This window comes from Luedemannella flava, from assembly GCF_039528515.1.
Taxonomy (GTDB): Bacteria; Actinomycetota; Actinomycetes; order Mycobacteriales; family Micromonosporaceae; genus Luedemannella; species Luedemannella flava.
Genome location: NZ_BAAALT010000078.1, coordinates 20526 through 44072, shown reverse-complemented (window position 1 = coordinate 44072; position 23547 = coordinate 20526). Strand labels below are relative to the sequence as shown.

At 73.7% G+C, this 23547-nt stretch carries 19 protein-coding genes; 7 read left to right on the top strand and 12 right to left on the bottom strand.

What is annotated here, in order from left to right:
• Nucleotides 1–6: 6 nt before the first annotated feature.
• Nucleotides 7–954: a hypothetical protein gene (locus tag ABD211_RS14965; protein ID WP_344131110.1), complete on the top strand. Its 948-nt coding sequence runs from the start codon at nucleotides 7–9 to the stop codon at nucleotides 952–954.
• Here ABD211_RS14965 and ABD211_RS14960 read toward each other — a convergent pair.
• Nucleotides 947–4702 (bottom strand): nSTAND1 domain-containing NTPase, encoded by a 3756-nt coding sequence (locus tag ABD211_RS14960; protein WP_344131107.1) that lies wholly within the window; start codon nucleotides 4700–4702, stop codon nucleotides 947–949. The two genes, ABD211_RS14965 and ABD211_RS14960, sit on opposite strands and share 8 nt — an antisense overlap.
• 266 nt (nucleotides 4703–4968) lie before the next feature.
• Between ABD211_RS14960 and ABD211_RS14955 the strand changes: the two genes are divergently transcribed.
• Nucleotides 4969–5301 (top strand): DUF6223 family protein, encoded by a 333-nt coding sequence (locus ABD211_RS14955; RefSeq protein WP_344131105.1) that lies wholly within the window; start codon nucleotides 4969–4971, stop codon nucleotides 5299–5301.
• Nucleotides 5302–5340: 39 nt separating this feature from the next.
• Here ABD211_RS14955 and ABD211_RS14950 read toward each other — a convergent pair whose 3' ends face one another.
• Both ABD211_RS14950 and ABD211_RS14945 read right to left on the bottom strand, forming a co-directional pair.
• Nucleotides 5341–6003, bottom strand: a complete 663-nt coding sequence (locus ABD211_RS14950; RefSeq protein WP_344131102.1) for a response regulator — start codon at nucleotides 6001–6003, stop codon at nucleotides 5341–5343.
• Nucleotides 6000–7124, bottom strand: coding sequence for a sensor histidine kinase (locus ABD211_RS14945; protein WP_344131099.1), 1125 nt, complete (start codon nucleotides 7122–7124; stop codon nucleotides 6000–6002). Before ABD211_RS14945 ends, ABD211_RS14950 begins: the two co-directional genes overlap by 4 nt.
• 209 nt (nucleotides 7125–7333) lie before the next feature.
• Here ABD211_RS14945 and ABD211_RS14940 point away from each other — a divergent pair, with 209 nt between their 5' ends.
• The 5 genes from ABD211_RS14940 (at nucleotide 7334) to ABD211_RS14920 (ending at nucleotide 14160) form a co-directional block, all read left to right on the top strand.
• A complete protein-coding gene (locus tag ABD211_RS14940) occupies nucleotides 7334–7759 on the top strand; it encodes a polysaccharide deacetylase family protein (RefSeq protein ID WP_344131096.1) in 426 nt (141 codons plus the stop codon).
• Between the two features lie 117 nt (nucleotides 7760–7876).
• Nucleotides 7877–10480: a class III lanthionine synthetase LanKC gene (lanKC, locus tag ABD211_RS14935; RefSeq protein ID WP_344131093.1), complete on the top strand. Its 2604-nt coding sequence runs from the start codon at nucleotides 7877–7879 to the stop codon at nucleotides 10478–10480.
• Between the two features lie 16 nt (nucleotides 10481–10496).
• The gene (locus tag ABD211_RS14930) at nucleotides 10497–10649 is read left to right on the top strand and encodes a SapB/AmfS family lanthipeptide (protein WP_344131090.1); all 153 of its coding nucleotides are present in this window, start codon (nucleotides 10497–10499) and stop codon (nucleotides 10647–10649) included.
• Between the two features lie 77 nt (nucleotides 10650–10726).
• A complete protein-coding gene (locus tag ABD211_RS14925; protein WP_344131088.1) occupies nucleotides 10727–12376 on the top strand; it encodes an ABC transporter ATP-binding protein in 1650 nt (549 codons plus the stop codon).
• Nucleotides 12373–14160, top strand: a complete 1788-nt coding sequence (locus ABD211_RS14920; protein WP_344131086.1) for an ATP-binding cassette domain-containing protein — start codon at nucleotides 12373–12375, stop codon at nucleotides 14158–14160. Before ABD211_RS14925 ends, ABD211_RS14920 begins: the two co-directional genes overlap by 4 nt.
• Here the strand turns inward: ABD211_RS14920 and ABD211_RS14915 are convergent.
• The 9 genes from ABD211_RS14915 to ABD211_RS14875 all read right to left on the bottom strand — a co-directional run bounded on the left by ABD211_RS14915 (nucleotide 14053) and on the right by ABD211_RS14875 (nucleotide 23503).
• Nucleotides 14053–14664: a response regulator transcription factor gene (locus tag ABD211_RS14915; RefSeq protein WP_344131083.1), complete on the bottom strand. Its 612-nt coding sequence runs from the start codon at nucleotides 14662–14664 to the stop codon at nucleotides 14053–14055. The two genes, ABD211_RS14920 and ABD211_RS14915, sit on opposite strands and share 108 nt — an antisense overlap.
• Nucleotides 14665–14772: 108 nt before the next feature.
• The gene (locus ABD211_RS14910) at nucleotides 14773–15378 is read right to left on the bottom strand and encodes a response regulator transcription factor (RefSeq protein ID WP_344131081.1); all 606 of its coding nucleotides are present in this window, start codon (nucleotides 15376–15378) and stop codon (nucleotides 14773–14775) included.
• 109 nt (nucleotides 15379–15487) lie between these two features.
• Nucleotides 15488–16072 carry a LuxR C-terminal-related transcriptional regulator gene (locus tag ABD211_RS14905; protein ID WP_344131079.1) on the bottom strand — a complete coding sequence of 195 codons (585 nt, stop codon included), beginning with the start codon at nucleotides 16070–16072 and terminating at the stop codon, nucleotides 15488–15490.
• A 108-nt stretch (nucleotides 16073–16180) separates the two neighbouring features.
• Complete coding sequence (locus ABD211_RS14900) at nucleotides 16181–17251, bottom strand: hypothetical protein (RefSeq protein ID WP_344131076.1); 1071 nt, start codon at nucleotides 17249–17251, stop codon at nucleotides 16181–16183.
• 109 nt (nucleotides 17252–17360) lie between these two features.
• Nucleotides 17361–18389, bottom strand: a complete 1029-nt coding sequence (locus tag ABD211_RS14895; protein WP_344131073.1) for a LacI family DNA-binding transcriptional regulator — start codon at nucleotides 18387–18389, stop codon at nucleotides 17361–17363.
• A 16-nt stretch (nucleotides 18390–18405) separates the two neighbouring features.
• Nucleotides 18406–20826: a glycoside hydrolase family 2 protein gene (locus tag ABD211_RS14890; protein WP_344131070.1), complete on the bottom strand. Its 2421-nt coding sequence runs from the start codon at nucleotides 20824–20826 to the stop codon at nucleotides 18406–18408.
• A 12-nt stretch (nucleotides 20827–20838) separates the two neighbouring features.
• On the bottom strand, nucleotides 20839–21717 hold the full coding sequence (locus ABD211_RS14885) for an ROK family protein (RefSeq protein WP_344131067.1): 879 nt from the start codon (nucleotides 21715–21717) through the stop codon (nucleotides 20839–20841).
• Nucleotides 21714–22598, bottom strand: a complete 885-nt coding sequence (locus ABD211_RS14880) for a carbohydrate ABC transporter permease (protein WP_344131064.1) — start codon at nucleotides 22596–22598, stop codon at nucleotides 21714–21716. Before ABD211_RS14880 ends, ABD211_RS14885 begins: the two co-directional genes overlap by 4 nt.
• Nucleotides 22595–23503, bottom strand: coding sequence for a carbohydrate ABC transporter permease (locus ABD211_RS14875; protein ID WP_344131062.1), 909 nt, complete (start codon nucleotides 23501–23503; stop codon nucleotides 22595–22597). The genes ABD211_RS14880 and ABD211_RS14875 overlap by 4 nt, the downstream gene beginning before the upstream one ends.
• Nucleotides 23504–23547: the final 44 nt, after the last annotated feature.

The following is a 23547-nucleotide window of genomic DNA, read 5'->3' as shown; positions in this document are numbered from 1 at the left end:
GCTCGGATGCCCCACGCCGACCTGACCGCCGCCGACTGGTCCGACCGCACCGACGAGTCCGCGCGGCGGGTGGCGCGCGCCATCGCCGACGAACGCGACCTGCGGTTCGTCGGTGTCCACGACCACGAGTACGCGGGCCGGCGGCACCGGGTCGCTCTGTTCGACCGCGACGGCCTGGCGTTCGCGCTGGTCCCCGGCGACCGGGTGACCCTGGGCTACGACGGGACCCGGTTCACCCTCACGCCCGCCCAGGCGACCAGCTTCGACAAGAGCGCCGTCGAGTACGGGCTCCCGCCGCTACCCGAACTGGTCGACAACCTCACGTCACCGGAGCGGACCGTCGACCTGCCCGCGACGCTGGTCGCGGTCGCCGCGCTCGACCCGTGCCTCGAGCACCTGACCGCCGACGACCCCCGCGTGCGCACGGCCATGGCCAACGTCCGCCGCGGCAAGCCGGGCGGCATGAGGTATTTCTCCAGCGACGGCAACGTGAACCTCCGGTACGACGCGAAAGCCCGGGTCCTGAGCGCCCAACTGCAGCGCCAGGTGTCCTACGACGAGGGCATGCGGGCGCTCGCCGCGCGAGGGCTGCGCCCGTCGTCGCCCGACGAGTGGGAGTACGCCTGCGGGGCCGGCGCGACGACGCTGTTCCGCTGGGGCGACCACACCCCGGACGACGGCTACCCGTACGACCACGCCACCGGGCCGCACCGCGATACCAACCTGTGGGGCCTCGCGATCGGCCAGGACCCGTACGAGCACGAGTACACGTCCGACCGGCACGTCGTCTGCGGCGGCGACGGTGGCAGCGCCACGTGCGGTGGCAGCGGGTACTTCGTCGGCTGGCTGACCCTGGCCACCGCCTACCGGAACGCCGAGTTCGGCGCGTGGCTCGCCTCCGACGACGGCTACGAGGACAAGATCCGCACCCGCCCGGTCATCGACCTCACCTGACCCCGCCTGAGCCGTCGCAGCGGGGTTGGTAGTCCAGTGACGGCAGGTGGGCGGCCCACTCGTCGCGGCTGAGTCCGGCGCCCGCGTTCGCGCAGACGCGCCGGACGGCCTCGGCGGGGTCGAGTGACCAGCGCACGATCCGGCCGTCGTCCCCGCCCGAGATGAGTGTCCCGTCGGCCGCGAACGCCAGGCCCCGGATCCTTCCGGTGTGGCCGGAGAGGGTGAACCGGTGTGTCCGGCGCCTGACGTCCCAGATGGCGATCGTGTGGTCGTCGCCGGCGGAGGCGAGCAGGCGGCCGTCCGGGCTGAACGCGAGCACCTGGACCGCGGCGGTGTGCCCGTCGAGCAGCGCCAGCCGCTGGTGCGTGACCCGGTCCCACAGCGCGACCGTGCGGCTGTCGCCCGCGGTCGCGATGACCGACCCGTCCGGGCTGACCGCGATGTCCTGGAGCGCGCCCTGGCCGCTCGGGGTCTGGTTGGTCACCTCGCCGGTGCCCACGTCCCACGTTCTGATCATGCCGTCGGCGGCGCCGGCGACCAGCTGGCGCCCGTCCGGGGTGAACGCCAGCGACGTGGCGAACCCGTCCTTGAAGTGCTCGTTCAGGTCGACCGGCGACGCGGGGTCGCTGACGTCCCACACCCACAGCCCCAGGGTGGCCGTGGCCATCAGCCGACCGTCGGGGCTGTAGACGACGTCGGTGGTGGCGCCGTGGCCCGCCACGAACCGCGCGTCGGTCGCCGCCTTCCGCCGGGCCAGGTCCCACAGGGTCACCGAGATGTTGCGGGCGGCCGCGGCGAGGAGCCTGCCGTCCGGCCGGAAGGCGAGCGCCGCCACCTCGTCGGGGTGTCCATCCAGGCTGGGCAGCGGCCGGCCGTGGGGGTCCCACATGCGGACCGTACCGTCGCCGGCCGCCGCCGCGATGATGTCGCCGCCCGGACTGATCCGCAGGTCATTGATCTGCGCGGTGGACTCGGTGAAGTCGTCCTTGGTGAGGTCGCGGACCACCACGGTGCCGTTGAAGCCGGCCGAGACGAGCATCGTCCCGTCCTCGCTCAGCGTGATCGAGCGGGTCTCGGTGCGCCCACGGTCCTGGTAGACCTGCAGGGGTCGGCGCTTCTCCAGGTCCCACAGGGTCACCTTGCCGGCCTCGTCGCCGATCGCGATCCGTCCGTTCGTGGGGGCCGAGTTCGTCCACGCGTACTCGCCCGGAGCGGTCAGCCTCGGCAGGGTGACCGGCCGGCCGCTGGAGAAATCCCAGAGGTACAGGCCAGCGAAATCGGCGGTGGCCGCGAGCATGCTGCCCGTCCGACCGAACCGGACGGTCACCGCGTCCGGGCCCTTGAGCGTTGCCAGCACGCGACCGGTCGCGACCGTCCAGACCACGGGGTCCTCGGGCCGCGCCACTGACGCGAGGAGACTGCCGTCGGCGCTGAAGCTCAGCGACGACATCCACGTCCGGTGGTGCGCAAGGACCCGACGGTCGCCGGTGGCCACGTCGATGAGCACCACGTCGCCGTTCCACAGGCCGGCCGCGACCGTCTTGCCGTCGGGGCTCACGTCCACCGCGTAGGTCAGCCCCGGCAGGTCGAACTGGGCGATTTTGGCGTGGGTGACCGGGTCCCACACGATGATCGACCCGGTCTTCTTGCCGTCGGCGGTGTTGTTCTCGCCGGTGGTGACCAGCCGGCCGTCCCGGCCGAACAGCACCCGGTAGGTGGTGCTGTCGTAGGCGGTCAGGGTCGCGAGCTGGATCCCCCGGTCGGGGTCCCACAGGCCGATCTTCCCGCCCACGAAGGAGGTCGCGAGCAGCGTGTGGTCCGGGTTGAGCGCGACCCCACTGACGCCGGGACCGCCGACGTTGAGCTGCAGTCGGCGGGGCATGGCGGCGGCGCTGAGCAGCGCGCCCGTGGTCTCCTCGTTGGCGTTGAGCCCCTGCGCCTCGACCGCGAGCAGCTGCGCGAGCCGCGGGTCGTCGCCCGCCAGGGACCGGGCCTGGAGGGCGAGCTCGCCCGCGAGCGACAGCATCTGCTCGTGCCGGGCCGCGCCGCTCTGCCGCACCGCGACCACGCCGCCGATCACCGCCACGACCAGCAGGACGCCCATGCCCGCGAGGAGCCGCTTCAACAGGCTGGTCCGCTGCTTGGCGGCGGTCAGCTCCGCGTCGGCGAGCGCGCGGCTGGCCGCTAGGAACGAGGCCTCCTGCTCGTTGAGTTCGCCCTGGTGGTCCTCGGCCCAGGCCCGGGCCGCGGACAGCTGCGCGCCCCGGTAGAGCGCGCCCGGGTCGGCGCCGAGCGACGACCAGGTCTGCGCGGCCTCGGTGAGCCGCCGGTGGATGACCAGGTCCGCCCGGTCGTCGACGAGCCAGCGGTTGAGGCGCGGCCAGGCGCCGATGAGCGCCTCGTGCGCCACCTGCACCGTCCGGTCGTCGACCACGATCAGCCGCGCCGCGACCAGGCGGTCGAGCAGGTCGCTGATCTCCTGCTCGTCGGCGAGGCCGTCGAGCTCGACGCGGTCGATCGGACGGCGGGTGTCCTCGGTGCCGACGCCCAGGGCGGTGAGCCGCAGGAAGATGCGGCGGACCGTGTCCCGGTCGGCGGGCTCCAGCGCGCTGTAGAGCTGCTCGGCGGTCTGCGCGATGGCGCCGCGCACGCCGCCGCTGGCCTCGTAGTCGGCGAGGGTGAGGGTCGGCCCGCTGTGGTGGCGCCAGGTCTCGAGCATCGCGTGCGACACGAGCGGCAGTGCGCCCGGTTCGGCGGCGGCGTCCGCGAGCACCCTCGTCAGCAGCTCCGGTTCGACCGTGAGCCCGGCCCGCGCGGCCGGCCGGACAATGATGTCGCGCAGGTCGTCGGCCGACACGGGACCCACCACCTGGTACCCGTCGGGGCCGAGCGCGTCGGCCAGCCGCGGCAGCCGTACCAGCCAGGACAGGAAGTCGGCGCGCAGGCCGAGCACGACGGTGGTCCGCCGGTCGGGGCCGGTGACCGCGTCCACGAGCGCGGCGACGAACCGCTCCCGCTCCCCCGGGTCCGCGCAGAGGGTGAAGACCTCCTCGAACTGGTCGACCACGAGCAGGGCCCGGGTGTGCGCCGGCCCGGCGATGAGCGCGTTGCGGACGGTGAGATCGAGGGCGGTCGGGTCGGCGTCGAGCTCGGCCCGGACGCGGTCGACCTGGCCGCCGGACAACTTCGCCAGCTGGTCGGACAGGGCGTCGAGGGGGTGCTCGGTCGGCGTCATGACCAGCACCCGCCAGCGGGCGCGCAGCGCGGCGTCGGCGTCGACCGTGCCGAGCAGGCCCGCGCCCAGGATCGACGACTTGCCGCTGCCGGACGGCCCCACCAGCGCCGTCAGCGGCGAGCGGCCGAGCCGCTCCAGCAGCGTCTCGACCACCCGCGTCCGGCCGAAGAACCATTCGACGTGCTCGGACGTGAACGCGGTGAGGCCCTGGTAGGGGCAGCGCGCCTCGGCCCGGGGTTCGGCGGGGACCGCGTCGGACGCGGTGGCCTCCCACCGCGCCGCCCACTCCTCGGGGTCGCCCCCGCACGCCGCGACGAACGCGAGCGTCACCTCCAGTGACGGCAGCCGGTCGCCCTTGGCCGCGTCCGCGAGGGTGCTCGCCGAGTAGTGCGCGCGCTGGGCAAGTGTCCGGTAACCGGGGCTGCCGGCCTGCTCACGCAGCTGCCGCAGCTGCCACGCGAACCGGGCGACCGGGCCGTCGTCCGGGTTGACGGGCTTCTCGGGGCGACCCACGCCACCTCCGCCTAGGCAAAGCCGGTTGTCCGGCGTTGTTTGTCCGGTGCTCCGCCCCCTATCGGACACCGCTGGCATCGGTGAATCTACACAGGACGCCCTGCACCACGGGGGTGCAGGGCGTCGATCCGAAACAACCCCGGTGGTACGCGGTGCGAAGCCCGTACCACCAGGGTGGTACGCCGATCGGCAACCCCGGCATGACGATCCGTGACCGCGTCGGTACATACGCTGCGGCCAGTACCCACGCGAGGGAAGGAATCACCATGGACGTCGCTGCCAACGTCTACACCATGAGCGCCGGTCGGATCGTGGCCCTGATCGCCGGCGTCGTCGGAATCGTCGGCCTGGTGGTCAGCGTGCTGGCCCTGGTCCGTCCCGCCAGCCGTGTCGGCACCGGCACGGGCCGGCTCGGGGCCACCATCGCCCTGGTGGCGGGTCCGGTCGCGATGGCGCTCGGCGGGTTCGTCGTGGCCACCTCCGACGGCGGCATCGGCACCGGCAACGGACGCGGCGGGGGCTACGTCGCGCTGGCGGTGGGGTTCATCGCCGTCGTCCTCGGGGGACTGGCGCTGGCCCGCTCCCGCCGCGCGGCCTGACCGGCCGACCGTGGGTCCTGCCCCGGCGCGGGGCGGGGCTCAGGGTTGGGTGAACCAACCGGGGACGGCCAGCCCCGACTCGTACGCCAGGATCACCAGCTGGGCCCGGTCCCGGACCTGGGTCTTGGTCATGATCCGGCTCACGTGCGTCTTGGCCGTGGCCGGGCTCAGCACCAGCCGCGCCGCGATCTCGTCGTTGGACAGGCCGGCGGCCACGAGCGCCATCACCTCGCGCTCCCGGTCGGTGAGCCCGGCCAGCCGGGGCGCCGGGTCCGGCTGCGGGGTCCGGGCGGCGAACTCGGCGATGAGCCGGCGCGTGATGGCCGGCGCGATCAGCGCGTCCCCGCGCGCCACCACCCGTACCCCATGGATCAGTTCGACCGGCTCGGTGTCCTTGACCAGGAAGCCGCTCGCGCCCGCCCGCAGCGCGCCGTAGACGTAGTCGTCCAGGTCGAACGTCGTCAGGATGATGACGCGCACGTCCATGCTCGCGACGATCTCCCGGGTGGCGGCCAGGCCGTCCAGCCGGGGCATCCGGATGTCCATGAGTACGACGTCCGGCCGCAGCTGCCGGGCGAGGCTCACCGCGTCGACGCCGTCGGCGGCCTCGCCGACCACCTCGATGCCGTCCTCGCCGTCCAGGATGGACCGGAAGCCCGCGCGGACCAGGGTCTGGTCGTCGGCGAGCAGCACCCGGATCACGCCGCGCCGCCCAACGGGAGCCGGGCGCGCACCCGGAAGCCGCCGTCCGGGCCGGGGCCCGTGGTCAGCGACCCGCCGAGCGCCCGGGCCCGCTCGTTCATGCCGAGGATCCCGGTGCCGGGCGCGCCCGGCACGCCGGTGCCGTCGTCGTCCACCTCCACGAGCACGTCGTCACGGTCGGGCCGGACCCGGACCACCGCGCTCGTCGCGCCCGCGTGGCGGCGCACGTTGGTGAGCGCCTCCTGCACGATCCGGTACGCCGCCAGGTCGACCTCCGGCGGCAACGGCCGGGTCTCGGCAAGCTCCGTGCGGATGTCGACCCCGGCCTGCCCGGCGGCCGCGACCAGCTCGTCGAGGTGGGCCAGACCGGGCGCGGGGGCGGTCGGCGACTCGCCGTCCTGCCGCAGCGCGTCCAGCGCCGCGCGCAGCTCGCGCAGCGTCTCCCGGCTGGTCTGCTTGATCGCGGTGAGCGCCTGCTCCGACCGGTCCGGGTCGGGCCGGTGCAGCGCCGCGCTGGCCTGCACGTTGATGAGCGACAGGTGGTGGCCGAGCACGTCGTGCAGCTCGCGGGCGATGCGCAGCCGCTCGTCGGTGGCCCGGCGGCGCGCCTCCTCCTCCTTGTTCCGCTCGGCGGCGGCCACCCGGGCCCGCAGCTCGGCGAGGTAGGAGCGGCGGTTGCGGGTCACGCCGACGATGACCGCGACGAGCCAGCCGGCGTGCAGCAGCGTGGCGCCGTTGGCGTTCTCGGGCGTGCGGTGGTAGCTGTCCGCGACGGCGAACGCGACCACGGACGCGAGGCCGAGCCCGACGGCGATGGCGAGATGCCCCTCGTCGACGACCGTGTAGAGCGCCACGACGAACACCAGCATGATCGTCCCCGGCCGGTGCAGCAGCGCCCCGTACGCACTCACCGCGGCCAGTGCGACCGCGCCCACGACCACGGGATACCGGCGACGCCACAGCAGCGCGACCGCGGAGACCAGGACGACCGCGAGCGCGGCCCACTCCGCGGCGCTGTCGATGCCGCGCGCCTGCGTGACGAGTCCCCCGACGGCGACCAGCCCGACCACGGACACCGTGGCCGCGTTCGCCGCCCGTGGGCGCCATGGCCACCTCAGCATGCCTCGAAGCGTAGCCCGCCAGAGTCGCCGCGACGGGTCACTGAACGAATGCTGAGATCCCCGTCTCGGCAGGCCGAGAGGGCCGCGAACAGGTGCATCGGCAACCACACGTGGGACCACGACAACGTGAGCGACAAGGCCGCCGACTGCATCCGGTCCGAGATCGGCCGGGCCCGGGAGTCATCACGCAGGTCACCGGCACGGCGCCGATGCTGTTCCGCCCGCCGTACGGCTCGCCCAGCGCCACTCTCAAGGCGGTCGAGCAGGAGTACGGCCTGACCGAGGTCCTCCGGGACGTCGACACGCGCGACTGGAGCGGCGTCACCACCGACGCGATCGTGCAGACCGCCGCCACGGCGACGGCCGGCCAGGTCATCCTCATGCACGACGGGTACCAGACGACGATCAACGCGGTGCCCCAGATGGTGGCGGGCCTGACCAGCCGCGGCCTGTGCGCCGGCATGATCTCCCCGACGACCACCAGCGCCGTCGTGACGAGCCGCGCCCCCGTCACCTCCCGCGCCCGCGCGGCCGGCGCCCGACCGCCGGCGCGCGGGGCGTTCACCTCACTGCGCCGCCCGGGCGGGCCGGCGACCTCCCAGCAAGGGGGCCTACCCGCCCGGGCGGTGCCGTGAGTTGTCCACCGTACGGTGATGAGTTCCTCATCGGCTGATTCGTGACGACCGGCACTAGAGCGCCCGACCCCTCCAGGGCAACGATTGACATCAATCAACCGGGAGGGGCGCGGGGCGATGGACGACAGGTACGAGGCGTTCTGTCTGGCCAGTCCGGTCTTCTACGACGTGCTCCACTCGGACGAGGCGGCCCGGCCCACGTTCCCCACCGCGGACGAGCCGCTGCCGGCCGGCTGGCGCCGGCGCACTCAGGACGACTGGATCGTGTTCATCCCGCCCCGGCGCGACGGGCCGGCGCTTCCCGCCCAGGGCTGGAAGATCCACGTCTCGGCCACGTTGGACAACGCGGAGCGCGTGCTCACCGTCGTGCGCGGATACTGCATCGGGCGCGGGATCGAGTTCAAGTTCCTCCGGTCGCCGGCCGCGTTGCTCGCCCGGGTCAGCAAGTACGCGCCGCGCGGGTTCAGCGGCAAACTCGTGACCATCTACCCCGTCGACGACGGCGCGTGCGAGTCGATCCTGACGGAGCTGGGCGAACTGCTCGACGGGGAGCCCAACCCGTACATCCTCAGTGATCTTCGCTGGGGCGCCGGGCCGCTGTTCGTGCGGTACGGCGCTTTCGCCAGCCGCCACTGCGTGGGCCCGAACGGGCAGGTGGTGCCCGCGATCGCCGACGGCGACGGCGTCCTCGTGCCGGACCGGCGGGGGCCGACGTTCTACGTGCCGCCGTGGGTGTCGCTGCCGGACTTCCTCGCGCCCGCACTGGCCGCCCGCAACGCCGTGTCGGTCACCGGCATGCCGTACACCGTGGACCGGGTGCTGCACTTCTCCAACGGCGGCGGGATCTACGTCGGCACCGACACGCGCACCGGGGCGCGCGTGGTGCTCAAGGAGGGCCGCCCCCACGCCGGCATCGACGCCCGCGGCGACGACGCGGTCACCCGCGTCGAGCGGGAGTACGCGACGTTGCGCCACCTCGCCGGCATCCCCGGCATCCCCGCGGTCTACGACCTGTTCTGGCTCGGCGAGCATCGGTTCTTCGCGATGGAGCACGTCGACGGCCTGCCGCTGAGCCGCGCCCTCGCCGCCCGGTACCCGCTGACCGACCTGACCGCGACCCCGGACGCGTTCGCCGGGTACACCGACTGGGCACTTGGGGTGTACCGCCAGGTCGAGGCCGCGATCGAGGCGATGCACGGGCGCGGCGTCGTGTACGGCGACATGCACCTGTTCAACGTGATGGTCCGCGAGGACGGCACGGCCGCGCTGCTGGACTTCGAGGTGGCCGCGCCGGTTGGGCAGGCGACCCGCCCGGGCCTGGGCAACCAGGGCTTCAGCGCGCCGCGCGGCACCACCGGCTTCGACATCGACCGGTACGGGCTGGCCTGCCTGCGCCTGGCCCTGTTCCTGCCGATCACCAACGTGCTGTGGCTGCACCGCCCGAAGGCCCGCCACTACGCGGAGATCATCGCCGGGCACTTCCCCGTGCCGGCCGAGCACCTGACCCGGGCCGTCGAGGTCATCGCGCCGCGACCGGAGCCGAGCCCCACGATCGAACCCGACACCGAAGCCTGGCCGCAGCTGCGCGACAAGCTCGCGACGGCGATACTCGCCAGCGCCACCCCGGAGCGCGACGACCGCCTGTTCCCCGGCGACATCCAGCAGTTCGCCATCGGCGGGCTGGGCCTGACCTGCGGCGCCGCCGGCGTCCTGTACGCCCTCCACGCCACCGGCGCCGGCCGCCACGAGCGGCTCGAACAGTGGCTGCTCGACCGGGCCCGCCACCCCGCGCCGGGCACGCGCCCCGGCCTGTACGACGGCCTGCACGGCGTGGCGTACGTCCTGGACGAGCTGGGTCACCGCCAACTGGCGCTGGACACTGTGGACATCTGTCTGCGGGAGGACTGGACGTCGCTGGGCCCCGACCTGCACGGCGGCCTGGCCGGGATCGGCCTGAACCTGCTGCGCTTCGCCGACCACACGGGCGAGCCCTCCCTGCGGCTGGCCGCCCACCGGGCCGCCGAGCTGGTCGCCGAGCGGATCGGCCCGGACGAGGAGTCGGTGCCGCCGTTGTCCGGTCGGGACAACCCCTACGCGGGGCTCATGCGCGGATCGTCAGGTGCGGCGCTGCTGCTCATGCGCGCGTACGACGACACGGGCGACGCCGCGTACCTGGACCGGGCCGCCGTCGCGCTGGGGCAGGATCTGCGCCGCAGCGTGGTCCGGGGCAACGGCACGATGGAGGTCAACGAGGGCTGGCGCACCATGCCGTACCTGGAGGTCGGATCGGTCGGCGTGGGGCTGGCGCTGCACGAGTACCTCGCCCGCCGCGCCGACGACCGGTTCGCCGACGCGCTGCGCGCCATCGACCGCACGGCCCAGTCCCCCATGTACGCCCTGCCCGGCCTGTTCAGCGGCCGCGCCGGCATCCTGCTCTACCTGGCGGCGCGCGGCGCGGACACGCTGATGGCGAAGCAGATCCGGGGCCTCGCCTGGCACGCCGTCCCGTACGAGGGCGGTCTGGCGTTCCCCGGCACGGCGCTGCTGCGGCTGTCCATGGACCTCGGCACCGGCACGGCCGGCGTTCTCCTCGCGCTCGGCGCCGTGCTGCACGACGGGCCCGTGCACCTGCCGCTGCTCGCCTCCTCGACCGGCCGCCCTACGGCGGCCCCCCAGTCCCCCGCGCCCACCGGCGCGGGTCCCGCACCACTCGGCCAGTAGAAGGAGGTGAACCACCATGGCACTGCTCGACCTGCAGGGGATGGAGACGCCGGCCGTTGAGCTGTCGAACGGCTCCAGCAACAGCGGCCACAGCTGCACCGGTAGCGAGCTCAGCCTGCTGCTCTGCGGCGTGACCTCGGACCTGAGCGTCACGGCCTGCGGCCACTGACGCGGGCACGGAAGAGGCCGCGGTTCCGGACGAGTGTCGATCGTCCGGAACCGCGGCCCGTTACGTAAGGAGTCTAGGTGAGCGCGTTCGCCGCGACCGTCCGCCGAGGCGGCGGTTGGCTTCCGATGATCGGCCTATTGTCGGTCGTCGACGCGGCCGGTCAGCTCGCCCTGCCGGCCGCGCTGGGCCGCTGCGTCGACGCCGTGGTGGCCGGGCACGACCTGGGGCCGTGGGTCGCCGCCGTCGCCGGGCTCATCGTGGTCAGCGTCGTCGCGGACGTGCTGGACGCCTATGCGGGCGCGGCCTGCGTGAGCCGCACGACCGCCTGGCTTCGCGACACGCTCGTACGGCACACGCTGGCCGTTGGGCCGTCGGGTGCCAACCGGTTCGACACCGGCGACCTCGTCAGCCGGATCTGCGCGAACAGCGCCGACGCGGCCCAGGCCGGGCCCGCCGTCGTGGTCGTCGGCACCGCGCTGATCCCGCCCATCGGCAGCCTCGTCCTGCTCGCGCTCATCGACCCGTGGGTCGCCGCCGCGTTCCTGGCCGGCCTCGCGCTGGTCGCGGGCGTGCTGCGCGCCTTCACCCGGACCACGGCCCGCGTCACCGGCGCGTACCAGCAGGTCCAGGCGCGCATCGCGGCCCGGCTGGCCGAGTCGCTCGCGGGCGCGCGGACGATCGCCGGCGCCGGAACGCTCCTCGCCGAGCGGCGGCGCGTCCTCGGCCCGCTGGCGGAACTGCGCGCGCACGGCGACCGGACCTGGCACGCCCTGTCGCGGTCCAGCGCGCAGGCCGCCGTCGTGGGCCCGCTGGTGCTCGTCGCCGTTCTCGCCGCCGGCGGCCTCGGCGCGCTGACCGGCCGGATCACGCCCGGAGAGCTGTTCGCGGCCAGCCGCTACGCGGTCCTCGGCGCCGGACTCGGCGCGCTGACCGGCGCGCTCGGCCGGCTGGCCAGGGCCAGGGCGGGCGTGGCGCGCGCGGCGGAGGTGCTCGGGGTCGAGCCGCTGCGCTACGGTTCCCGTACGCTGCCCGACCGCTGCCCCGGCGGGCGGCTGGAGCTGCGCGACGTGACCGTGCGAGCCGGCGCGGCGCGGCTGCTCGACGGCGTCAACCTCACCGTCCCCGCCGGGGCGCTCGTCGCGGTGGTGGGCCGCTCCGGGTCCGGCAAGTCCACCCTCGCCGCCATCGCCACCCGGCTGCGCGACCCCGACGCCGGCGAGGTGCTCCTCGACGACGTGCCGATGGCCGACCTGAGCCACGACGCGCTGCGGGCCGCGGTGGGTTGCGCCTTCGAGAGACCCACGCTGGTCGGCCACACCGTGGCCGACGCGCTCGGCGACAACCTTCACCGGGTACGCGCGGCGGCGGGCGCCACGCACGCGCACGACTTCATCAGCCGCCTGCCCGACGGGTACGCCACGCCGCTCGCGCGGACCCCGCTGTCCGGCGGCGAGACGCAGCGTCTCGGGCTGGCCCGGGCGTGGCCGGCGCGGCGCCTGCTCGTGCTGGACGACGCGACGTCCAGTGTGGACATCGTGACCGGGATGCGCATCGCGTCGGCGCTGGCGAGCGGGCGTGGCGCGCGTACGACCGTGGTGGTCACCCACCGCCCGACCGCGGCCGCCGGCGCGGACCTGGTGGTATGGCTCGCCGCGGGGTCCGTTCGGGCGGTCGCGCCGCACGCGGACCTGTGGCCCGACCCTGACTACCGGGCGGTGTTCGCGTGAACCGGGCCCTGCGCTACGGGCTCGGCGCGCTGCGGCGGCGCCCGCTGTTGGCGCTGGTCGCCTGGTCGCTGCCCGAGGCGGCACCGTCGGCGGCGCTCGGCCTGGCCATGGCACGCGCCCTCGACGACGGCTTCCTCGCCGGCCGTCCCGTCGTCGGGCTGGCCTGGCTGGGCGCGGTGCTGGGCGCGTCGGTGGTCGGGGCGGCCGGCTCGCGGCAGGTGTACCGGCACCTCGGCGACCTGGTCGAACCGCTGCGGGACGACCTCGTGCGCCGGGTGGTCGACGGGGCGCTGCGCCGCGGCGTGGCCGGCCAACCCGACGACGGCGCGGTGGTCCGGCTGACCCGGCAGGTCGAGATCGTCCGCGACACGTTCGCGGGCCTGATCGTGGTCGTGCGCGCGTTCGCGGTGTCGGTGGTCGGCGTCGTGGTCGGCCTCCTTTCCCTGGCCCCGGTGCTCGCGCTGCTCATCCTGCCGCCGTTCGCGGTGGGCGTGGCCCTGTTCGTCGCCACCCTGGGCCTGGCCGCCGCCCGCCAGCGCGCGTCGGTGCTCGCCGACGAACGGCTGTCCACGGCGGCCGGCCGCGTGCTGACAGGGCTTCGCGACGTGACCGCCTCCGGCGCGGAGGAACACGCCGCCGGCCTGGTCGCGGGGCCGGTGGCGGAGCAGGCGGCAGCGGAGCGGGCGCTGGGCGGGGTGGCGGCGCTGCGCGGGGCGTGCTTCGCGGTGGGCGGGTGGCTACCGCTGGTCGTGGTGCTCGCGCTGGGGCGCTGGCTCGTCGACCATGGCGTGAGCGCCGGCGAACTGTTGGGCGCCCTGACGTACGTGCTGTTCGCGCTGCAGCCCGCGCTGAGCCGGCTCGTCTCCGGGCTGGGCGGCAGCGGGCTGCGGTTCGTGATCACGCTGGACCGCGTGCTGGACGCCACCGGGTTCACCCGCACGCCGCGGACGGACCATCCGGTCGCCGGGCACCGCCTGGAGGCACGCGGTGTCACCTTCGGGTACGGCCGGCACGCCGAACCGGTGCTGCGCGACCTCGATCTCGTCGTACCCGAGGGCGACCATCTGGCCGTCATCGGGGCCAGCGGCATCGGCAAGTCGACCCTGGCGGGTCTCCTGTGTGGACTCCTGCGGCCCTCCTCGGGCGCCGTTCTGATCGGCGGGGCGGTCGCCGGCGAGCTGCCCGCCGACCGGCTGGCGGGCCTGCGTGCACTCATCCCACAGGAGGCGTACGTGTTCACGGGGACGGTGCGGGAGAACCTCGCCTATCTCCGCCCGTGCGCGTCCGACGGTCAGGTCCTCGCCGCCGCCCGGGCGGTGGGCGCCGCGGCGCTGGTGGAGCGGCTCGGCGGGCTCGACGGCCCCGTCACGCCGGGCGCGTTGTCGGCGGGCGAGCGGCAACTGATCGCGCTCGTGCGGGCGTACCTGTCCGACGCGCCCGTCGCCGTGCTCGACGAGGCGACCTGCCACCTGGACCCCGCCGCCGAGCGGCGCGCCGAGGAGGCGTTCGCGGCCCGGGGCGGCACCCTCGTCGTGATCGCGCACCGGCTCAGCTCCGCCCTGCGCGCGCGCCGCGTACTCGCGCTGGATGGAGCGCGGGCCGAGCTGTACGACCAGTCCGCCGGCGACATCGCGCCGCCCGGTTCGCTCTACCGCGAGTTGCTCGACCGCTGGGGGTCAGATCCAGCCGGCGTCGCGCGCGATGCGGATCGCCTCGATCCGGGTCCGGCCGCCGGTCTTGGCCACGGCCCGCGAGAGGTAGTTGCGGACCGTGCCCGGGCTTAGGCTCAGCGCGGCGGCGATCTCATCGGCGGGCGTCCCGGCCACCGCCAGCCGCAGCACCTCACTCTCCCGCTCGGTCAGCGGGCTGCTCGCCGCCGCGAGGGCGGCGACCGCGAGCTGCGTGTCGAGCACCGGCTCGCCCCGGGCGACCAGGCGAAGCGCCGTGACCAGTTCCGCCGGTTCGACGTCGGTGGTGAGGAAGCCGACCTGTGGGGACAGTCGCGCGAGCGACCTCCCGACCGCGGCGTCGACCTGCCGGTCCAGCAGCACCAGAACGGCCGAACCGGACGGCGGGTCGCAGAGGGCCCTGCACAGCTCCTCCGCCGCGACGGGCCCGGCCATGCTGAGGTCGAGCAGCGTGACGTGGGGTCTGGCGCGCGACGCGGTCGCGAGCGCGTCCTCCGGACCGACGGTGCCGACGATCTCGATGTCGTCCTCCTGGGACAGGACCGTGGCCAGGGCGCACCGGAAGAGCGTGCCCTTGTGGCACAGCAGGACGCGAAGCACCACTCTCCCCGGGGACGGTCGGTAAGGGCGCGATCACACTGCGCGTCAGTGTATCGGCCTTCGCCCGGGCGATGTGCGACCAGTGAACCGGGGACAGTAAGAGGCGCGTCAGATCCAGCCGGACTCGCCCGCGATCCGCACCGCCTCCGGGCGGGTACGCGCGCCGGTCTTGGCGATCGCGCGCGACACTCCATTACGGACGGTTCCGCAGGACAGACCCAACTGCGCGGCGATCTCCCGGACCGTGCCGCCGTCGGCGGCCAGCTCCAGCAGTTCCGTCTCGCGGGTCGTGAGCGGGCTGCCGGCCGCCCGGGCCGCGGCCACGAGCCGCGGGTCGACGACCGTGCCACCCCGCGCCACCAGCCGCACCGCCTCGAGCAGCCCTTCCGGCTCGGCGTCGACCGCGAGGAAGCCAAGGCCGGGCGGCGGCCGCCGCATCGCCATCATGAGCCGGGCGCCGCAGCGCTCCTTCGCCAACACGAGGACGGCGCTGCCGGCGAGCCGGTGACTGAGCCTGCCCAGGCCACCGGCGCCGGAGGCGCACAGATCCACGTCGAGCACCGTCACGTCCGGGCGCGCCAGCAGGACAGCGGCCCGCACGTCGCCGGACCGGCCGACCCGGGCGATCACGTCGATGTCGCGTTCGGCACCGAGCAGGTGCGCGAGCGCGCCGCGGACAAGCGCGGCGCGGTGCGCGAGGACGGCACGGATCACATGATCTCCGTCGATGTCGGGGGTCCCGGATGAATGTCCCCACCGCACCGGGGACCGAAACCATCTCTCCGGTGGGCGCGGCGCGGTCGCGCCGCGCCCACCGGTGCTGTCACAGCCAGCCGGCGTCGCTCGCCGCCCGGGCCGCGGCAATCCGGTTCGGCGCGCCGATCTTGCGCATGGCTGCCGAGAGGTGGTTGCGGACGGTGCCCTCGGCGAGGAAGAGCCGCGACGCTATGTCGCGTACCGGCACGCCCTCGCCGGCGATCCGCAGCACCTCCCGTTCCCGGTCGGTGAGCGGGTTCTCGGCCGTTCTCAGGGCGGCGAGCACCGTCGCCGGGTCCACCGCCCACTCCCCGCGGGCGACCTTCCGGACGGCGTCGACCAGCACGGCGGCGGACGAGTCGATGTCGACCACTCCGCGTACCCGCAGGTCCAGTGCCTGCCGTACGACCACCGGCGTGGCCCTCCCGGTCAGGACGAGCACCCCGCAACGCGCCGGCGCGGCCCCCACCACAGCGACAAGGTCGGGCCCGTCCGGCCCGTCGATGTCGATGACGAGGACATCCGGCCGGTGCCGCGCGGCATCGCCGATTGTTGCCAGCGGGACGACGCGGAACTCCCGCACGCTCGCGAGCATCGTGTGCAGGGCGCCGCGCAGCAGGCCCTGCGGTTCAACAAGAACAACGCGGATCAAGGCTTCTCCCATCAGGCTGACGACCGGAAACCAGCTGATGCGAGACGCGCGCCACCCCCACGGGAGTACGCACGTCATCGCGCGGCCGCGACGGGCCGCGGGAGAGGTTCAGCCAGGCAGAAGCCGGGCACGGGGACGCCGCCCGACGAGCGGCGCGTCGCCGGCTGGCACGCTGATTCCGCCCCCGGGCGGCGGTGCCCACACCGGGTTGGCCGCGGCGTCCGGGCCGGCATGCCGGCCGCCCGCACCGCTGCCGCTGGAGGCAACCGAGCCGGCGTCGGGGCCGGTCGGCGCGGTCGGATCCCCAGGCCACGGACGCACGGGACCGCGCCCGCCGGCTGGCGAGCTGCCGAAGCGTGCGTTGCCGTGACGGGCCAAGCCGTCACGGACCAAGCCGTCACGGGCCAACGCCGCACCGGACTCGGTCGTGACCTGCGGCGCCGTCACCGCGAGCGGCGGGGACTCCGGTCGTGCGGCGGAAGGTGGCGCCGGCACACCCCCGGCTTCGGTCGCGGAAGTGATTCCGGACGCGGCGCCGCCGGCCGGGGATACCGTCACGGCCGTCACCCACGGCTCGACAAGGTTCGTCAGGCACGAGGCGAGGCAGGCCACGGTGTCACCGGCGTGGTCGACCACGACGGCCACCGGTGTCGCGACCGCGCCGGCCACCACCCGCGGCACGACAACGGCAGCCCCGGCCACCACCTCCGGCACCATGACGGCGGCCCCGGCCACGACCTGCGGTGCCGCCTTGCTCGCCGCGCGACCGGTGCGCGGAACGGACCGCACCACGTCTGCCACACCACGGGCCGCGTCCGCCCGCGAGCCCGAACGGGCGGCGCCCGCCGGCCGCGCGCCGCGCGCCGCAGTGTCGTTGACGCCCCGGTCCCGGACGGTTGTCGCTGCGGCATCCGGGACGCTGTCAAAGGGCACGTCGCGGTCGCCGCTCGCGTCGGTGTCGTCCACGGGGGCAGCCGTCTCCACGATGTCGGAGACTTTGCCGGCCGCCTCGGCGACGGGTGCCGTCACCTCCGAGACCACGTCGACGGCGCCGCCCAGCAGACCGTCGTCGGCATGCGCGGGACTGTCGCCGGAGGCGAGCGCGAGATACGCCACGACGAGGGCGCCGCCCACCACGAACAGGCGGACGACCCAGCGGACGTGTGCGGCGTGGCCCACGATTCCATCCATCGACAGACTTCACGGTCGCCCCCGACCGTACCCACCCGATGGTGGCGGGAAACCGCCCAACGGGACACTTTCCGAGGCTGAACGGGACGCCCGCGGGTTACCGACGTCGCCGGTCGCCCGGTCGGGCCGTGCTCCCCCGGGCGACCAGATAGGCGGTGTCGTGCTGGGCACTGTCCGCGTGCCCCTCGCTGATGAGCTTCGCGAGGGTACGGGCGGCCAGCGCCCCGTAGCCGGCGACGTCGCGGCGCAGCGCGGTCAGCGGCGGGTGGACGAGGTTGCACAGCGTCGAGTCGTCCCAGGCGATCATCGAGACGTCGTCGGGCACGGCGACGTCCATCTCCTTGGCCACGGCCATGCCGGCGACCGCCATGATGTCGTTGTCGTAGATGATCGCGGTCGGCGCGGGGTTCATGCTGAGCACCCGCCGGGTGGCGCGCCGGCCGTCCGGCGCCGTGTAGTCCGCGTTGACGGTGAGCGCCTCGACGTCGAGCCGCTCGCAGGCCGCGTGGAAGGCCTTCGTACGGATCTCGGTGTGCAGCAGGCCCGGCAGGCCGCCGATGCGGGCGATGCGGCGGTGGCCGAGCGCCGCGAGGTACTCCGCGGCCTCGGTGACCGAGGCCGCGTCGTCCGACCACACACTGGGCAGTCCGCCGAAGTCCCCCGGCCCGGCGTGCGCCACGGCCGGCAGCCCGAGCTGACGCACGGCGCCGAAGCGCCGGTCGTCGACGCGCACGTCGGCGATGAGCACCCCGTCGACGTGCCGGCCGCCCCACCACCGCCGGTAGATCTCGATCTCGGCTGCATGGTCGGCGACGACCTGCACGTTGAGGCTGACCGACCGGGCCGACAGCTCGCCGCTGATGCCGCTGATCAGCTCCATGAAGAACGGCTCGACGCCGAGGATCGTCGCCGGCCGGCAGATGACCAGGCCGATCGCGCCGACCTCCGCGTTGTTGAGGGCGCGGGCCGCCGAGTTGGGCGTGTACCCCATGGCCTCGGCGATCGCGAGCACCCGGGTGCGGGTGTCGTCGGAGACGCCGGGCTGGTTGTTCAGGGCGTAGGAGACGGCACCCTTGGACACGCCCGCCTTGCGGGCGATATCGGTCATCGTGGGGCGTCTGGCCATGGTCGTGCCTTTCTCTCTACGCGCTGACCAGCTGGTTCGCGGACCGCAGAATATGCGGCGCGACCAGCGCCCGCGGGTCGATCCCCGCGGCTGTGACCTGGAACGTAGCCGTCTCGCCGGGCAGGAGCGTGACGAGCATGTCGTCGACCACGGCGTCCGGGCGGACCTGGTCCGCGAGCAGCGTCAGGTCACGCAGCAGGGACAGCGCGGTGACGGTGACCGTCGCGCCGGCGGGCGTGGCCGTCGCGACCGCGTTGAGGTCGGGCGCGGGGAGGGCGCTGTCGCGGTCCTCGGCGAAGAACCACAGCCCGCGCCGGTCGCCCAGCCGCGCGGTGACCAGCTCGGCCGCCGCGTCGCCCGCGGTCGCGACCTCCGCCGGCAGGCTCACCGTCCGTGTGCCCCATGCCGGGCAGTCGGCGGCCAACGCGGCCGTGGCCAGGACCTTCCCGCCGTAGTCGACCCGCGCCGCGGTCAGCTCACCCTGCCACGGGGTCGCGGTCTCATTCACGAGTACGACCCGCAGGCCGTCCCCGTCCGGCTGAACGGTGATCAACCGCTCCGCGTGGGCGTGGCGCAGCGCGTAGAAGGCCGGCTTGCGCCGGCCGTCGCCGTCGACCGCGGCCCAGGAGACCACCGGCCAGCAGTCGTTGAGCTGCCAGACGACGCTGCCCGCGCACAGCGGCGACGTGGCCCGGAAGTGCTCGACGGCGGTCGCGACGGCCCGGGCCTGGTTGAGCGACATCGCCCAGTGCCAGTCCGCCATGGTCGCGGGCAGCCGGAAGTGCCGCACCAGTCCGGCGGTGAGCTTCACGTCCCCCTCGGCCGCCTTCTGGTGCACGAGCATGCCGGGCGACTCCGGCGTGAGCGGGTCGTCGGACAGCGCGCGGCGCAGGGTCGACCAGGTGGGCGGACCCTGCCAGCCGAACTCGGCGGCGAACCGCGGCCGGTGGCGGCGGTACTCGGTGTAGTCGAGCTGGTTCCACGCCTCCCAGTCGTGCATGCTGCCGTGCGCCGGGTCGTTGGGGTGCCGGTCGGGGTCCGGCGAGAACGGGCTGCCCGGCGTGTACGGCCGGCCCGGGTCCAGCTCGGCGACGATCCCCGGCAGGATGTCGTAGTAGTAGCCGCCGCCCCAGCTCCGCCCGTCCAACCGGAGCTGCCAGCCCCAGTCGGCGTACCCCCAGATGTTCTCGTTGTTGCCGTTCCACAGGACCAGGCTCGGATGGGTCATGATCCTCGCGACGTTGTCGCGGGCCTCGGCGACGACCTCGGCGCGCAGCGGGTCCTGTTCGCTGTAGGCCGCGCACGCGAACAGGAAGTCCTGCCAGGTCATGACGCCGCGCTCGTCGCAGGCGGCGTAGAAGTCGTCGGCCTCGTAGATGCCGCCGCCCCACACGCGCAGCAGGTTGACGCCGGCCTCGACCGCCTGGTCGATCCGGGCGGCGTAGCGGTCGCGGGTGACGCGGTGCGGGAACACGTCGTCGGGGATCCAGTTGGCGCCCTTGACGAAGACGGGGCGCCCGTTGACGACGAAGGTGAACCGGGCGCCGTGCTCGTCCGCGCCCGTGTCGAGGGTGACGGTGCGGAACCCGATGCGCGCGTGCCAACGGTCGTCGCCCAGGACGACGTCGAGGTCGTACAACGGCTGGTCGCCGTGCCCGCGCGGCCACCACAGCCGCACATCCTCGACGCCTAGCCGCAGCACGGCCCTCGTTTCCCCGGCGGCCACGGTGCCGGCGGCGACGACGCCCGCGACGGTCGCCGTCAGCGTCAGCTCGCCGCCGATGTCGTGCCGGGCGACGTCGACGTGCACGTCCACGACGCCGGTCGTCCCGTCGACGGTCACGACCGGGCGCACGGACGCGAGCCGGGCGGTGCTCCAGCCGTGCAGGCGCACCGGCCGCCAGATGCCGGCGGTGGCCAGGTCCGGGCCCCAGTCCCAGCCGAAGTTGCAGGCCATCTTGCGGATCGCGTTGTACGGGTGGTGGTTGACGTGCGGGCGCGCCCCGATGCGCAGGCTCTCCGCGTCGGCATGGCGCACGGGGGACGCGAACGTCACCGACAGCACGTTCGCGCCGGGCCACAGCGCGTCGGTCACGTCGACCCGGTACGTGCGGTGCTGGTTGGCGGTCTCGGCGACCACCAGGTCGTTGAGGCGCACCTGGGCGACGGTGTCGAGCCCGTCGAACACCAGCTCGGTGACGTCGTGCCCGTCGGGCACCCAGTCGAACGTCGTCTCGTAGCGCCAGTCGCACAGCCCGATCCACGCGAGCCGCCGCTCGTTGTCGTCCAGGTACGGGTCCGGGATGAGGCCGGCCGCGAGCAGGTCGGTGTGCACGGTCCCCGGGACGGTCGCGGGGATCGGGCCGGCTGCCTCGATCGCGTCGGGGACGGGACCGCCGATGGGCCGCAGGGTCCAACCGGTGTGCAGGCTGCGCATGAGTTCCTCTTCTCAGATGTTCGGGGCGAGGTCGGCGGCCAGGGCGAGCGCGCCGAGGACCCCGGAGCGGTCGGCGAGGTCGGGGGCGACCAGGTAGTGGTCGAGGTCGTCCGCGAACGCCGGCAGGGCCTTGCCGAGCCGGTTGACCGTCTCGGCGCGGACGGCGGCGAGCAGGCCCGGCAGGCCCAGGACGCCGCCGCCCAGCACGACCCGCTGCGGACTGAGCAGGTACGTGACGGCGGCGACGAGCTGGGCGAGGTAGAACGCCTGGCGCGCGACCAGCGCGGGCGCGTCCGGTCCCGCCCGCTCGGCCGGGCGACCGAGCCGGGCGGCCAGCGAGGGCCCCGACGCGAGGCCCTCGACGCAGTCGCCGTGGAACGGGCAGCCGCCCGCGTACGTGTCGTCGGGGTGGCGCCGGACGTGCAGGTGGCCCATCTCGGTGTGGACCAGCCCGCGCAACGGGCGGCCCGCCACGACCGCTCCCCCGCCGATGCCCGTGCCCACCGTCAGGTAGACGGCGTTGTGCAGGCCGCGGGCCGCGCCGAACAGCGCCTCGCCGTACGCGGCGGCGTTGACGTCGGTGTCGAGCGCGACCGGCACGCCGAGGCCGCGGCCCAGGATGCCGGCGACGTCGGTGCCGCCCCAGCCGCGCTTGGGCGTACTCGTGATGTGGCCGTAGGTCGGCGACGCGGGGTCGAGGTCCAGCGGCCCGAACGAGCCGATGCCGAGCGCGGCGACCGGGTGATCCGCGAAGAACTCGACGACGCCCGTCAGGGTGCTGGTCGGGTCGGCGGTGGGGATGACCCGGCGCGCGACGATGTCCCCCGCGCCGGAGCCGACGGCGCAGACGACCTTCGTGCCGCCGGCCTCAACGCCGCCGTACAACGTCACTTGACCGCTCCGGCGGTGAAGCCGTTGTAGATGAACCGCTGCAGCAGCAGGAACACGATCAAAGTCGGGACGATCACCAGGATCACGCCCGCGGAAATGATCTCCCACTGCGTACCGAAGGGGCCTTTGAACCTGAACAGCGCGGTGGAGATGACGCCGAGGTCGCGGTCGGGCATGTAGAGAAAGGGAATGTAGTACTCGTTGTAGACCGCAATACCCTTGATGATCACAACGGTCGCGATGGCCGGCTTCATCAGCGGCAGGATGACCCGCCCGTAGATCCGCAACGGGCCGGCGCCCTCGAGCGCCGCCGCCTCGTCCAGCTCCCGCGGGATCCCGCGCAGGAACTGCAGGAAGATGTAGATCGACACGATGTCGGTGCCCAGGAACAGCAGGATCGCCGACAGCCGGGTGTTGAACAGGCCCAGGTCGTTGACGACCTGGAACGTGGCCACCTGGGTGGTGACCCCGGGCACGAGCGTGGCCAGCAGGAACGCCCCGATGATGGTCTTCCGGAACCGGAACTCGAAGCGGTCCAGGGCGTAGGCGGCCATCGACCCGATGAGCACCGTCCCGGTGATCGACACGGTCAGGATGATGAACGTGTTGACGAACGCCCGCGCCATCTTGCCGTCGGTGAACGCGGTGGCGTAGTTGGCGAAGTTGAGCCAGTCGCCGGGCGGGTCGAACGGCCGCGTGGTGGCCAGTTCGTCGGCGGTCTTGAACGACGTCATGACAATGACGATCAACGGCAGGAGTACGACCACGCTCGCCCCGACCAGCGACAGGTACTTGAGCGTGGTGGCCAGCAGCGCCGCGGGGTGGCGACGGTGGCGCATGGCGGCCGCGCCAACGATGCTGCCCTCGCTTCGCTCGGTCATGACTTCACCACTTTCTCGTCGGGCAGGACCCGGCGCTGCACGTACGTGACCAGCAGGACGATGGCGAGGAGCACCACGGCCATCGCGGAGGCGAGGCCGACCTTGTAGAACTTGAACGCCAGCGACACCGTCTGGATCACGAACGTCTCGCTGCCGTTCGCGCCGCCGGTCATGATGTAGGGGATCTCGAACACCGACAGCGACCCGGAGAGCGCGAGGATCGCCGACAGGCCGACGATCGGCCGGATGCTCGGCAGGATCAGGTGCGTGAACTGGTGCCAGCGGTTCGCGCCGTCGATCTCGGCGGCCTCGTAGAGCTGGCCGGGGATCGACTGGATCGCGCCGAGGAACAGCACGAAGTTCAGCCCGAGGTAGCGCCACACCGACGTGCCCGACAGCGAGTAGTTGATGATGTCGGGGTCGCCGAGCCACTGCTGCGTCAGACTCTCCAGGCCCAGCGTGGACAGGGCCGCGTCGAGGGTGCCGCCGGGCTGGAAGAAGTACAGGAAGATCATGCCGATGGCGACGCCGTTGATCAGGTACGGGAAGAACAGGATCCCCTTGAACAGGTTGCGGAACCTGACGTTGAAGCTGAGCACCGTCGCGAAGTAGAGCGCGAGGACGATCTGCACGACGGACGCGCCGACGTAGTACAGGCTGACCTTGAGCACCTCGAACAGCTCGGGCCGGGTGAAGATCTCGACGTAGTTGTCGACGCCCACGAACGTCTTGGTCGGGTCCAGGCCGTCCCACGACGTCAGGCTGAACCAGAACATCTGCACCACGGGCACGTACGTGAACGTGACCAGCAGCGCCAGCGGCGCGAGCAGGAACAGGTACGGGGTAACGGTCCGGCGCCAGTCCCTACGGCGGCGCGGCGGCGTGGCGGCACTAGCAGTACTCATCGGAGCCAACCTCTGGTGAACGGGCCCGGGTGGTGGTGCGGACG